We start from the raw sequence: 12,654 nt of genomic DNA, 5'->3' as shown, positions 1-12,654 counted from the left end.
TGAGGGCATGACCTTGCAGGTTCACTTCGATGTTTCCCTGAAGCCGTTCAATACCTTTGGTGTGAATGTACAGGCGCAACTGTTTGCCGAAGCGCACAGCGACGACGATGTTCTCGAGGCGCTGGCGTATTCCGCCGAACACGATGTGCCGCTGCTGGTCATCGGCGGCGGCAGCAATCTGCTGCTGAGCAGTGATGTGCAGGCGCTGGTGCTGCGCATGGTGAGCCGCGGCATTCGTATCGTGCGTGAAGACTGTGCGGAATCGATTGTAGAAGCCGAGGCCGGCGAGCCCTGGCATCCGTTTGTTCAATCCTGTCTGGAGCTTGGGCTGGCAGGGCTCGAAAATCTTAGCCTGATTCCAGGTACTGTAGGCGCCGCTCCGATGCAGAACATCGGGGCGTATGGCGTCGAGATCAAGGATGTCTTTCATAGCCTGACTGCGCTGGACCGCGAAACGGGCGAGCTGCGAGAGTTTTCTCTTGACGACTGTGCGTTTGGTTACCGGGACAGCGTTTTCAAACACCAGGTGGCACGCTGGTTGATTCTGCGTGTGCGTTTCAGGCTGACTCGCGACGCCAGATTGCATCTTGAGTACGGCCCGGTCCGTCAGCGTCTTAATGAACTGGGCATCGAAAAACCGACGCCGTTCGATGTCAGTCGCGCAATCTGCGCCATTCGTAGCGAAAAACTGCCTGACCCTGCGGTATTGGGCAACGCAGGCAGTTTTTTCAAGAATCCGGTGATTTCGGCTGAGCTTTACATCAGGCTCCAGTCCGAGCATCCAGGTGTGGTCGGCTACCCGCAGCCTGATGGCCGGGTGAAGTTGGCGGCGGGATGGTTGATCGAGCAGGCTGGCTGGAAGGGCTTCCGTGAAGGCGACGCCGGGGTGCATACGCTCCAGTCACTGGTGCTGGTCAATTACGGACAGGCCAGTGGCCTGCAATTGCTCAACCTCGCGCGCCGAATTCAGGCCGATATCGCCGAGCGTTTCGGTGTCGAGCTGGAAATGGAGCCGAACCTCTACTAAGCAAGGCTCCGCACATTTATATCTGCGTCTCGGCCTACGCAAACTCAGAAACGGACACAGCGTTTGCGGCCAGACCAAAGAGTTATCCTGAATCGCAGATGTAAAAAAGCCCCGCCTGTCTGCACAAGCGGGGCTTTTTCATGGGCCGGAGTTAGATGAGAGGTTTAGTCTCGTCTTCCTTATTGGCTTCATGGTGAGACTGAGCGGTTTGGTGGCTGGTTGCAGCCTCTTCGGTTGCCGCTGAAGGCTGGACCGATTCTGGGTCTGCAGCAACAGGTGCTGCCTCAGCAACCGGAGCGCTTGCAGCCGCCGCACGACGCGCTTCTTCTTCGCGTTTGCGGCGACGAACTTCACGCGGATCGTTGGGGGCACGACCAGTGCTGCTGACCGGAGCTGCTGGTTGTTCCTCGATCGCCGGTTCCTGCTCTGCGGGTGCAGACACCTGTTCCTCGGCAGCGGCCTGAGGCGCGGCATAAGGTACAGGTTCTTCTTTCGCGAATGCAGGCTCGGCAGCAGGTGCTTCGACAGGTGTTGGCAGTTCGGATGATTCAGTGGCTGGCACTTCCTCATGAGCCGCTGCTTCGACCGGCGCTTGTGGCGCAGGCTCTGGCGTTGGCTTGAACGGCACTACACGCTCTGCATGCGGTGCCTCGAACTGCTCGGTCTGTGCTGCAAAAGCCGGTGCTTCGGTCGCTGCTGGCAGAACTTCTACTTCAGGAGCAGGTTGCGCAACCGGAGTGTCGATCACCGCAGGCGCTTCAACGGCCGGGGCTTCAACGACAGGCTCTGCTGCTGCCGGCGCATCTGCGACCGGTGCTTCAGTGGCTGTTGTCTGGGCGGCTGGCTGTTCAAATGCAGGTGTTTCAACAGCCGGCGTCTGCTGTGCAGGCTCTGCAGTCGATGCGTCCGTGCTGTTGGCGCGCTCGGCCTGCTGATGCGCATCGGCTTCGGCTGGAGCGCTGATCACGCTACTGGCGGCAGAGGCGGCGGCTGTGAAGCCAAGACCGGCCGACAGATCGGCGCTGCCTTCTTCGTTACCGTTTTCGTCGGAGCCTTCGATCACATTGCCGTTTGCATCACGTTGACGCTCGCGACGGTTGCTGCGACGACGCTGACCACGGGAGCGGCGGCGAGGGCGGTCGCCTTCACTGCCGTCGTTGCTGTCCTGATTCTCGTCGTTGGCCTGTTCGTCGTTGAGCAGTACTTGCTCTTCTTCGGATGCAGCCGCCGCGGCCTGTTCGGCGCGTGGTTGACGTTCTTCACGAGGCTGGCGTGGTTGACGCTCTTCACGCGGAGCGCGTTCAGGACGTTCTTCGCGGGCCAGATCAACAGCCGGGGCTGCGTCCAGAGGCTCGCGCAGTTCACGAACCGGGCGGTCTTCACGAGCTTCACGCGGCTTGCGCTCACGGGAAGTACGGGCCGGACGCTCTTCGCGAGGTGCCGAGTCTTCACGGGCTTCACGAGGTTCGCGGACGGCACGTTCTTCACGCGGTGCGCGTTCTTCGCGAGGCGCACGCTCTTCACGCGGGGCGCGTTCGGCACGCTCCTCGCGGGGAGCACGTTCTTCACGAGGTTTGCGTTCTTCATCACGACGATTGTTGCGGCCACGGCTCTGTTGACGACCGTTGCGACGTTCTTCGTTGCGAGCTGGACGCTGTTCTGCAGCCGGTTTTTCAACTACTACCGGTGCAACAGGCTCTTCCTTGGTCGCGAACAGGCTGACCAGGGATTTCACCAGGCCCTTGAACAGGCTTGGCTCGTGAGCGACAGGTGCAGGCGTCGGAGCAGGTGCAACGGCTTCTACCGGAACCGGCGCATTGGCGCGCGCTGGAGCAGTCTTGACGGCTGCCTCCTGACGAACCAGGGTGCGGGTTGCGGCAGCCAGCGGGGCAATCTCTTCCACTTCGGCGGCGGCAGCGGCGATTTCGTAGCTGGTCTGGCTGTTGTGCGCTTCCGGGCTGTCATCACGCAGACGCTGAACCTCGAAGTGCGGGGTTTCGAGCTGGTCATTCGGCAGGATGATGATGCGTGCGCGAGTGCGCAATTCGATCTTGGTGATCGAGTTGCGTTTTTCATTGAGCAGGAACGCAGCAACCGGGATCGGCACTTGGGCACGTACTTCGGCAGTACGGTCTTTCAGGGCTTCTTCTTCGATCAGGCGCAGGATGGCCAGCGACAGCGATTCGACGTCGCGGATGATGCCGGTGCCGTTGCAGCGTGGGCAAACGATGCCGCTGCTTTCGCCCAACGATGGACGCAGGCGCTGACGGGACATTTCCAGCAGGCCGAAGCGCGAGATGCGACCGACCTGAACGCGGGCGCGGTCGGCTTCCAGGCTTTCGCGGACTTTTTCTTCCACGGCGCGCTGGTTCTTGGCCGGCGTCATGTCGATGAAGTCGATGACGATCAGGCCGCCGATGTCGCGCAGACGCAATTGACGGGCGATTTCCTCAGCCGCTTCAAGGTTGGTCTGCAGGGCGGTTTCTTCGATGTCGCTGCCTTTGGTGGCGCGTGCCGAGTTGATGTCGATGGACACCAGGGCTTCGGTAGGATCGATGACGATGGAGCCGCCGGAAGGCAATTCGACCACGCGCTGGAAGGCGGTTTCGATCTGGCTTTCGATCTGGAAGCGGTTGAACAGCGGAACGCTGTCTTCGTAGAGCTTGATCTTGCTGGCGTACTGCGGCATCACCTGGCGGATGAAGGTCAGGGCTTCTTCCTGGGCTTCGACGCTGTCGATCAAGACTTCACCGATGTCCTGGCGCAGGTAGTCGCGGATGGCGCGGATGATGACGTTGCTTTCCTGGTAGATCAGGAAAGGAGCCGAACGATCAAGGGACGCTTCCTTGATGGCGGTCCACAGTTGCAGCAGGTAATCGAGGTCCCACTGCATTTCTTCGCTGCTGCGGCCAAGGCCTGCAGTGCGAACGATCAGACCCATGTCGGCGGGGGCGATCAGGCCGTTGAGGGCTTCACGCAGTTCGTTGCGCTCTTCGCCTTCGATACGGCGCGAGATGCCACCGGCGCGAGGGTTGTTCGGCATCAGGACCAGATAACGGCCTGCCAGGCTGATGAAGGTGGTCAGGGCTGCGCCCTTGTTGCCACGCTCTTCTTTCTCGACCTGAACGATGACTTCCTGGCCTTCGCTCAGGACGTCCTTGATGTTGACGCGGCCTTCAGGGGCTTTCTTGAAGTACTCGCGGGAGATTTCCTTGAGGGGCAGAAAACCGTGGCGCTCAGAGCCGAAATCGACAAAGGCAGCCTCAAGGCTGGGTTCGATGCGAGTGATTCGGCCTTTATAGATGTTGGCCTTCTTCTGCTCGCGTGCACCTGACTCGATGTCCAGGTCGTAGAGGCGCTGGCCGTCTACCAGTGCAACACGCAACTCTTCGGGTTGAGTTGCGTTAATCAGCATTCTTTTCATGTAGTACCGTCGGTTTCCGGGCTGCCGGAAACGGCGTTCGGCACACACGACTTCTCACGGTCGGTGTCAGGGCACGTCAGGAGTGGTTGGACACTCCAGTGTCTAGCGAGGTCCTCGCCCAGAAGGGGCGGAGGGTCGCGACTACGTTTCCTGCTTGCTGTGGTGGCATAAGACACCCTTTCAGCAAAAGCTTTGTCAGGAGGAGGAATCGACCATCGGTAGCGGACGAGATGAAGCGTCTAGAACAAGCCTTGTGCTACACATTCCGATGGTTGTGCGTCTCCACCCTACACGTATCCCTGATAATTCGGGTGCTGCCGCGCGCAGAATCCGCAGCGGGTTGGCATTTACCGCAGCCTTCGATTGGGAAGGTTGCGCATCATGGCTTGAGGCGTTGTTCCCGAAGCATCCGCTCGTAGCGTCTGGAAGCGACTGCACTTTGTGAACTGGCCATGAACTGTCCGCACTGACCGCGAGCTGTCTGCTCTGCTGTCAGGCGTGTTTCCGGCCTCATGTCACCTGCGCTTGTTACGTTTCCAGCGTGCTCCGTTGTCACCGAACACTGCGTAGGACGGCCTCCCGTCCTTGTGAATTGCGTTGGTCAGGGCCGGTTGTCAACCGTTGATCCGCTGCCCGGCCGCTTTTGGCGGCGTTCGCGACTATAGCAGCAATCATTAAGTGCTTCAAATCCATAAAAATTGTTATGATTTGCCTCATGACGAATATTGCCCCTCCAACCCCCGGCGTCCAGCTGGTTGAGGTTGCGCCGGAACTTGCCGGTCAACGCATCGATAATTTTCTGATCACTTATCTCAAGGGCGTGCCCAAGACCTTGATCTACCGCATCGTGCGTAAAGGCGAAGTGCGTGTGAACAAGGGCCGGACCAAGCCTGAATATAAGCTGCAGGCAGGCGATATTGTGCGCATTCCTCCTGTGCGCGTGCCCGAGCGCGACGAGCCTGTGCCGGTTGCGCAGGCACTCTTGCAGCGCCTTGAGGCTGCGATTGTCTACGAAGACAAGGCGCTGATAGTCCTCAACAAGCCTGCGGGTATTGCCGTGCATGGCGGCAGCGGTCTGAGCTTCGGTGTCATCGAAGCCTTCCGCCAGCTGCGCCCGGACGCCAAGGAGCTCGAGCTGGTGCATCGCCTTGATCGAGACACCTCCGGCCTGCTGATGATTGCCAAAAAGCGCAGCATGTTGCGCCATCTGCATGAGGCCCTGCGTGGCGATGGCGTCGACAAGCGCTACATGGCGCTGGTTCGCGGCAATTGGGCGGCTGCCCAGAAGCAGGTTCGCGCCCCGTTGCTCAAGAGCAATCTGCGTTCGGGCGAGCGCATGGTCGAAGTAAACGAGGAGGGCAAGGAGGCGCTGACAATCTTCAAGGTGCTGCGCCGTTTCGGTGACTTCGCCACCATGGTCGAAGCCAAGCCGGTCACCGGTCGTACTCACCAGATCAGGGTGCATACCCTGCATGCAGGTCATGCCATTGCCGGTGATACCAAATATGGTGACGAGAACTTCAGTCGGGAAATTCGTGATCTGGGTGGCAAGCGCCTCTTCCTGCATGCCTACATGCTGACCGTGCCGATGCCTGATGGCAGCAAATTGAATGTGCAGGCGCCTGTCGACGAGATGTGGGCCAGGACAGTGGAGCGTCTTAGTGCGTCGTGATTACGATCTGTTGATATTTGACTGGGATGGCACGCTGGCCGACTCGGTCGGGCGCATTATCCATTCAATGCGCACCGCGGCCATCGAAAGTGGTGTCGAGGTGCGTGACGATTCTGCAATCAAGAACATTATCGGCCTTGGCCTGCCCGAGGCGATCCGCACGCTGTACCCGCAGACCAGCGAAACCATTCTTGTCGAAATCCGCCAGCACTACGCTGACGCGTACATGGAGATGGACAAGGTGCCTTCGCCGTTGTTCGAGGGTGTCGTGGAGTCGATGCAGGCGTTTCGCGAAGACGGCTATCGTCTGGCTGTGGCGACCGGCAAAGCGCGACGCGGGCTTGATCGGGTGCTGAAAGCCAATGGCTGGGCGGATTATTTCGACGTCACTCGTGCTGCCGACGAGACCGCCAGCAAGCCTGATCCGCTTATGCTGAACGAGATCATGGCGCACTGCGGTGTCTTGCCGGGCCGTTCATTGATGATTGGTGACGCCTCGTTCGACCTGCTGATGGCGCGCAATGCCGGTATGGATTCAGTGGCGGTTGGCTATGGTGCGCAACCGCTTGAGTCCCTGCGGCAGTTCGAGCCCATAATGGCCATTGAGCATTTTTCCGAGCTGCGCACCTGGTTAAACAGGCGCAGCGTCTAGATTTCCGGTGAGGGTAGAAGAAGCATGTCTGATGAATGGAAAGCACCCGTTTCGCAGAGCGCGGACGATGGTGTCAATGGCAGGGAAGAGGCTAAAAGCTGGAAGCTTCTTGAAAAAACGCTCCTCGCCAGTGTTCAGGAGCAACGCAGGGCACGGCGCTGGGGGATTTTCTTCAAGCTGCTGACGTTCGCGTTTCTGTTTGTGGCTGTGGTGTTGCCAATGCTTGATCTTGAGGGTGGTGCTTCGCGACGTTCAAGTCATACCGCGCTGATCGACGTGCAGGGTGTGATCGCCGACAAAGAAGCGGCCAGTGCGGAAAATATCGTTACCGCGTTGCAAAAAGCCTTTGAGGATGAAAAGACCAAGGGTGTCATTCTGCGCATCAACAGCCCGGGTGGCAGTCCTGTGCAGTCAGGCTACGTCTATGACGAGATTCGTCGTCTGCGCGCAACCAAGCCCGATATCAAGGTATATGCGGTCATTACCGATCTAGGTGCCTCGGGTGCTTACTACATCGCCAGTGCGGCTGATGAGATTTACGCTGACAAGGCCAGCCTTGTAGGCTCCATCGGGGTCACTGCGGCCGGTTTCGGGTTTGTCGGCACCATGGAAAAGCTGGGTGTCGATCGTCGTACCTACACGTCGGGTGAGCACAAGGCTTTCCTTGATCCGTTCCAGCCGCAAAAAGCTGATGAAACCCAGTTCTGGCAGGGTGTGCTGGATACTACCCATCGTCAGTTCATTGCCAGCGTCAAGCAGGGGCGTGGCGATCGCTTGAAAGACAAGGATCACCCAGAGCTGTTTTCCGGGTTGGTCTGGACCGGTGAGCAGGCGGTCGGGCTTGGTCTGGTGGATGGTCTTGGCAATGCGAGCTACGTGGCGCGTGAGCTGATCAAGGAAAAGGACATTGTCGAATACACGGTCGAAGAGTCGCCTTTTGATCGTTTCTCGAAAAAAATCGGCACCAGCATGGCTGAGCGTATTGCCACGCTGGTCGGCTTCAGTGGTCCGACGTTACGCTGACAGGCATTCAAAGCCTTGGTGTCTGAGCCCTGATCATTGCTGGTCAGGGCTTTTTATTGCAGGCCGTGTTGCAGGCGCTCAGGGGATGCTGACGCCTTCCTTTATAAGCATGTCTACCAGGCGAATCAGTGGCAGCCCTATCAGGCTGGTGGCGTCGCTGCCTTCCGTGCTGCGAAACAGGCTGACACCCAGGCCTTCGGCCTTGAAGCTGCCTGCGCAGTCGTAAGGCTGTTCTGCGTGCAGGTATCGCTCGATGCGGGCCTGATCGAGCTCGCGCATGTGTACGGTAAAGGGCACGCAGTCGATCTGGCATTCTCCGGTCGTGCTGTTAAGCAGCGCGAGGCCGGTCAGAAAGGTTACGCGGTTGCCGCTGGCGGCCGTCAGTTGTTGCAGGGCGCGCTCGAAGGTGTGCGGTTTGCCCAGTATGCGGCCATTGAGCACAGCGACCTGATCCGAGCCGATTATCAGGTGCTGCGAATATTCACCCGCCAGCGCCTCGGCTTTTTCGCGGGCGAGGCGCTGCACCAGGTCGTGTGCCGCCTCGTTCGGGTGATGGCTTTCATCGATATCCGGAGACTTGCAGGTGAACGGCATGCGCAGGCGGGCAAGCAGTTCGCGGCGATAAGTGGAGCTGGAGGCAAGGAGCAGGGAAGGCATGCGGTTCTCCGTAGGCTGAGCGTTGATTCTAAAGAGTGGCCCGAGTGACGAACAGGCCTGAATTTCCTTTGACATGCCAGGGGGGCATCCCTAGAATGCTGCGCCTATGTTGAATGACCCGATTCCATCTCACGTTGACCCGCGCAAATTGTCTGATCGCGGCACTACCCTTCAGGGTGAAGTGCTGCTGGGCGATTTGAAGAGACTCTGCGACCCGCTTGCCGACACTGTCGGTACGGTGCAGGCGAAGTTCATTTTCGATCGTGACGAACGCCGTTCTGTGGTTATCCACAGTTCGATAGACGTCCCGGTCAAGATGGTTTGCCAGCGTTGTCTTGAGCTGGTGACCCTGCCGATCCACAGCGAATGCAGTTATGTCGTGGTGAAGGAGGGTGCGAATACCCAGTCGTTATCGAAAGGTTATGACGTGCTGGAACTGGGCGAAGATCCATTGGATCTGCTGGCATTGATCGAGGAGGAGCTACTGCTCGCCTTGCCCATTGTGCCTGCTCATCATCCTGAAGAATGCCAGCAACCGGCGGGTCTCGATGAGCCCGAACCGAGCGTGGACGAGGTAACGCGGTCCAACCCGTTCAGTGTATTGGCGCAGTTAAAGCGTGACCCAAACGTTTAGGAGTTAATCAATTATGGCTGTTCAGCAGAACAAAAAATCCCGCTCTGCCCGTGACATGCGTCGTTCGCACGACGCTCTTGAGGCAAGCACTCTGTCGGTAGAAAAGACCACTGGTGAAATTCACCTGCGTCACCACGTATCGCCAGAAGGCGTATACCGTGGTCGTAAAGTGATCGACAAGGGCGCTGACGAGTAATTTCTTGTCCGCTCCGATCATCGCGATCGACGCAATGGGCGGGGACTTCGGTCCCCGCAACATTGTTCAGGCAAGCCTCGCGTGCCTGACAGCTACACCCTCGCTTCATCTGGCCCTCGTCGGCCAAGCCACTCTTATTGAAGAACTGATTGCCCACCATCAAGGTGTGGAACGTTCGCGCCTGCGCGTTGTAAATGCTAGCGAAGTCATTGCCATGGATGAGCGTCCTTCTCAGGCTCTGCGTGGCAAACCTGATTCCTCCATGCGTGTTGCACTCGAGCTTGTAGCAAGCGGGCAGGCTCAGGCCTGTGTCAGTGCCGGCAACACCGGTGCGTTGATGGCGCTGTCTCGTTACGTGCTCAAGACGTTGCCTGGTATCGACCGGCCCGCGATGATCGCTGCTGTGCCCACCCGCGCAGGTCATTGCCAGTTGCTGGATCTGGGCGCAAATGTCGATTGCAGCGCCGAGGCGCTTTATCAGTTTGCGGTGATGGGGTCTGTTCTTGCCGAGACGCTTGGGGTTGTAAAGCCCAGAGTCGCCTTGCTCAACGTGGGCACTGAAGACATCAAGGGTAATCAGCAGGTCAAGCAAGCTGCTGCACTGTTGCAGCAGACTGCGGGGCTCAACTACATCGGCTACGTCGAGGGCGATGGTGTGTACCGGGGGGAGGCCGACGTGGTGGTGTGTGACGGTTTTGTCGGCAACGTGCTGCTCAAGTCTAGTGAAGGGCTGGCTACAATGATTGCCGAGCGGATCGATGCGCTGTTCAGCCGTAACCTGCTGACCAAGGCTGTCGGCGCGATGGCGTTGCCGTTGCTGAAGCGCTTGCGGACCGATCTGGCCCCGGCCCGTCACAATGGTGCCAGCCTGTTGGGGTTGCAGGGTGTTGTGGTGAAAAGCCACGGGGCTGCCAGCGTTGCAGGGTTTCAGAGTGCTATTCAGCGAGCGCAGACCGAGGCTTGCGAAAACTTGCCGCAACGCCTCAGGGGGCGCCTTGAAGCAGTGCTTCGAGACGACCAGACCTGAAAATGTGACGCATCAGACTGGTCAGTCATCCAACCGATCAGTCATGTAAACTTGAATTCTCGCGTTCGGCTCGTCCGGACGCTTATTTTGACGACAATCATTCAGAGGCCTGTCATATGTCTGCATCCCTCGCATTCGTCTTTCCGGGTCAAGGATCGCAATCGCTCGGCATGCTTGCCGGAATGGGCGAGCAGCATCCGTTGATCCTGGACACTTTCGAGCAGGCTTCCGAAGCGCTTGGTTATGACCTGTGGGCATTGACCCAGAGCGGTCCTGCCGAGTTGCTCAATCAGACCGACAAGACCCAACCGGCCATTCTGACCGCTTCCATCGCCCTGTGGCACGTGTGGTTGGCGGAAGGCGGTGCCGTTCCGGCTTTTGTTGCCGGTCATAGCCTGGGTGAATACAGTGCGCTGGTCGCTGCGCAAAGCCTGAGCCTGGCGGATGCCGTCAAGCTGGTGGAGCGTCGTGGTCAGTTGATGCAGGAAGCCGTGCCGGCCGGTCAGGGTGGCATGGCAGCCATTCTGGGTCTTGATGATGCCGACGTCATTGCCGCCTGCGCCGAAGCGGCGCAGGGCGAAGTCGTCAGCGCAGTTAACTTCAACTCGCCGGGCCAGGTGGTCATCGCCGGTTCCGCCGAAGCGGTCAAGCGTGCCATGGAACTGTGCAAGGCCCGTGGGGCGAAGCGTGCCTTGCCGCTGCCGGTCAGCGTGCCTTCGCACTGCGAGCTTATGCGTCCTGCTGCCGAGCGTTTTGCCGAGGCCGTCGAGGCCATCGAATGGCAGGCGCCAGGGATCGCTTTGGTGCAGAACGTCAGCGCGAGCGCAGTCAGTGATCTGGCGACCCTCAAACGCGATCTTCTGGAGCAACTGTACAAGCCGGTACGCTGGGTCGAGTCCATCCAGTGCCTGGCAAGTCGCGGTGCGACCCAGTTGGTGGAATGTGGGCCGGGTAAAGTCCTGGCCGGTCTTAACAAGCGTTGCGCCGAAGGCGTGACGACTTACAACCTTGATACCCCCGAAGCCTTTGCCGCCGCACGCGCGGCACTGGCCTGATTAGGAGAAGCCTGCATGAGCCTTCAAGGTAAAGTGGCACTGGTCACCGGTGCCAGTCGCGGTATTGGTCAAGCCATTGCTCTTGAATTGGGACGCAAGGGTGCGGTCGTTGTAGGCACTGCGACTTCCGAGTCCGGCGCCGAGCGTATCAGTGCGACGTTCAAGGAAAACGGCATCGAAGGCTTCGGTCTGATGCTGAATGTCTGTGATGCCGAGTCTGTAAATTCGGTCTTGTCGACCATTCAGGAACGTGTTGGCGCGCCGTTGATTCTGGTCAATAATGCCGGTATCACCCGTGATAACCTGATGATGCGCATGAAAGATGACGAATGGCATGACGTTGTCGACACCAACCTGAACAGCCTTTTCCGTCTGTCCAAGGGCGTTTTGCGTGGTATGACCAAAGCTCGTTGGGGGCGTATTATCAGCATCGGTTCGGTTGTGGGTGCCATGGGCAACGCCGGTCAAGTAAACTATGCTGCCGCCAAGGCCGGTCTGGAAGGTTTCAGCCGTGCCCTGGCCCGTGAAGTGGGGTCGCGTGCGGTTACCGTCAACTCGGTTGCGCCAGGCTTTATCGACACCGACATGACGCGCGAGCTGCCAGAGGCGCAACGTCAGTCACTGATTACCCAGATCCCCCTGGCTCGCCTGGGGCAAGCTGAAGAGATCGCGCATGTAGTCGCTTTTCTTGCGTCTGAAGGCGCAGGCTACGTTACCGGGGCTACAATCCCGGTCAACGGCGGCATGTACATGAGCTGATGTGACGCTCTGTTTCAAAAAAATGTCATACGAGCTGTCTAAAATCCGTTATAAAGCTGCAATCTATGAATGGGCAAAGGTACGGTTGGGGACAAGGGAAGAGCGTTTAGCTTGAAATACGCAAAACCTCTTCTATACACTTACCCACTGGCCAGATGCCTGAACATTTCCACTAGGAGTTAAAACTAGGTATGAGCACCATCGAAGAGCGCGTCAAGAAAATCGTTGCCGAGCAACTTGGCGTCAAAGAAGACGAGGTTGTCAACACTGCTTCTTTCGTTGAAGACCTGGGCGCTGACTCCCTGGACACCGTCGAGCTGGTAATGGCTCTGGAAGAGGAATTCGAGACCGAAATCCCTGACGAAGAAGCGGAAAAGATCACTACCGTTCAAGCAGCAATCGATTACGTCACTAGCCATCAGGCTTAAGATTTGTAATCGCTGACTGCTGTCACGGGAAAACCGCACTGCTTTAACCGGCGTGCGGTTTTTTCTTTAAAAAACGCTGTGATTGTTCCGTAAACAAGAG

Annotated in this window: 12 protein-coding genes; 10 read left to right on the top strand and 2 right to left on the bottom strand. The window is 58.5% G+C overall.

The window, feature by feature from the left end:
- Positions 1 to 7 precede the first annotated feature (7 nt).
- On the top strand, positions 8 to 1,027 hold the full coding sequence (gene murB / locus I9H09_RS16765; RefSeq protein ID WP_122347898.1) for a UDP-N-acetylmuramate dehydrogenase: 1,020 nt from the start codon (positions 8 to 10) through the stop codon (positions 1,025 to 1,027).
- Positions 1,028 to 1,178: 151 nt separating this feature from the next.
- Here murB and rne read toward each other — a convergent pair whose 3' ends face one another.
- The gene (gene rne / locus I9H09_RS16760) at positions 1,179 to 4,442 is read right to left on the bottom strand and encodes a ribonuclease E (RefSeq protein WP_183142514.1); all 3,264 of its coding nucleotides are present in this window, start codon (positions 4,440 to 4,442) and stop codon (positions 1,179 to 1,181) included.
- A gap of 724 nt (positions 4,443 to 5,166) precedes the next feature.
- Between rne and rluC the strand changes: the two genes are divergently transcribed.
- The 3 genes from rluC to sppA are packed head-to-tail and all read left to right on the top strand — an operon-like array spanning position 5,167 to position 7,798.
- Entirely contained in the window at positions 5,167 to 6,123 is a 957-nt protein-coding gene (rluC, locus tag I9H09_RS16755; protein WP_005892226.1) for a 23S rRNA pseudouridine(955/2504/2580) synthase RluC, read from the top strand.
- Positions 6,113 to 6,775: an HAD-IA family hydrolase gene (locus I9H09_RS16750; RefSeq protein WP_024670201.1), complete on the top strand. Its 663-nt coding sequence runs from the start codon at positions 6,113 to 6,115 to the stop codon at positions 6,773 to 6,775. The genes rluC and I9H09_RS16750 overlap by 11 nt, the downstream gene beginning before the upstream one ends.
- 24 nt (positions 6,776 to 6,799) lie before the next feature.
- Positions 6,800 to 7,798, top strand: coding sequence for a signal peptide peptidase SppA (gene sppA / locus I9H09_RS16745; protein ID WP_054990555.1), 999 nt, complete (start codon positions 6,800 to 6,802; stop codon positions 7,796 to 7,798).
- 78 nt (positions 7,799 to 7,876) lie between these two features.
- Here the strand turns inward: sppA and I9H09_RS16740 are convergent, their stop codons facing one another.
- The gene (locus I9H09_RS16740) at positions 7,877 to 8,455 is read right to left on the bottom strand and encodes a Maf family protein (RefSeq protein ID WP_122347895.1); all 579 of its coding nucleotides are present in this window, start codon (positions 8,453 to 8,455) and stop codon (positions 7,877 to 7,879) included.
- Between the two features lie 106 nt (positions 8,456 to 8,561).
- Between I9H09_RS16740 and I9H09_RS16735 the strand changes: the two genes are divergently transcribed.
- From I9H09_RS16735 to acpP, 6 genes are all read left to right on the top strand, one after another.
- A complete protein-coding gene (locus tag I9H09_RS16735; RefSeq protein WP_236502393.1) occupies positions 8,562 to 9,089 on the top strand; it encodes a YceD family protein in 528 nt (175 codons plus the stop codon).
- Positions 9,090 to 9,102: 13 nt separating this feature from the next.
- On the top strand, positions 9,103 to 9,285 hold the full coding sequence (rpmF, locus tag I9H09_RS16730) for a 50S ribosomal protein L32 (protein ID WP_002552688.1): 183 nt from the start codon (positions 9,103 to 9,105) through the stop codon (positions 9,283 to 9,285).
- Positions 9,286 to 9,289: 4 nt separating this feature from the next.
- Positions 9,290 to 10,312: a phosphate acyltransferase PlsX gene (gene plsX / locus I9H09_RS16725; protein ID WP_122347894.1), complete on the top strand. Its 1,023-nt coding sequence runs from the start codon at positions 9,290 to 9,292 to the stop codon at positions 10,310 to 10,312.
- Between the two features lie 116 nt (positions 10,313 to 10,428).
- The gene (fabD, locus tag I9H09_RS16720) at positions 10,429 to 11,367 is read left to right on the top strand and encodes an ACP S-malonyltransferase (RefSeq protein ID WP_042932400.1); all 939 of its coding nucleotides are present in this window, start codon (positions 10,429 to 10,431) and stop codon (positions 11,365 to 11,367) included.
- Between the two features lie 15 nt (positions 11,368 to 11,382).
- Positions 11,383 to 12,126 (top strand): 3-oxoacyl-ACP reductase FabG, encoded by a 744-nt coding sequence (fabG, locus tag I9H09_RS16715; RefSeq protein WP_005892237.1) that lies wholly within the window; start codon positions 11,383 to 11,385, stop codon positions 12,124 to 12,126.
- A 191-nt stretch (positions 12,127 to 12,317) separates the two neighbouring features.
- Entirely contained in the window at positions 12,318 to 12,554 is a 237-nt protein-coding gene (gene acpP / locus I9H09_RS16710) for an acyl carrier protein (RefSeq protein WP_005892238.1), read from the top strand.
- The last annotated feature ends 100 nt before the right edge of the window (positions 12,555 to 12,654 follow it).

The sequence above is a fragment of the Pseudomonas tremae genome, from assembly GCF_023278125.1.
GTDB classification, from domain to species: Bacteria; Pseudomonadota; Gammaproteobacteria; order Pseudomonadales; family Pseudomonadaceae; genus Aquipseudomonas; species Aquipseudomonas tremae.
Note: the sequence above shows the minus strand (reverse complement) of the source record. Positions and strands in the feature narration are given on the sequence as shown.